General features: G+C 60.9%; 1 protein-coding gene. It reads right to left on the bottom strand.

Features of this window, described 5'->3' with window-relative positions:
* Positions 1 to 299: SPFH domain-containing protein (locus SB756_RS29175; protein ID WP_410913016.1), on the bottom strand; the 299-nt coding region annotated here is incomplete at both ends.

The following is a 299-nucleotide window of genomic DNA, read 5'->3' as shown; positions in this document are numbered from 1 at the left end:
GCACCGCACGCAGGGTTGTCTGGGCCAGCTGGCTGGTCGCCACCAGAAAATCCTCGACCTGGATGATTGCTTTCTGCGGGTCAAGTACACGGAAGTAGAGCACCGCATTGACCTTGACCGAGACGTTGTCGCGGGTGATCACATCCTGTGGCGGTACATCCAGCACCACGGTACGCAGGTCGACCCGCACCATTTGCTGGATCACCGGGATCAACAGGATCAGCCCCGGCCCCTTGACCTGCCAAAAGCGGCCCAGCTGGAATACCACGCCGCGCTCGTATTCGCGCAGGATGCGAAAC

This window comes from Pseudomonas sp. SIMBA_068, assembly GCF_046534705.1.
Classification (GTDB): Bacteria; Pseudomonadota; Gammaproteobacteria; order Pseudomonadales; family Pseudomonadaceae; genus Aquipseudomonas; species Aquipseudomonas putida.
Note: the sequence above shows the minus strand (reverse complement) of the source record. Positions and strands in the feature narration are given on the sequence as shown.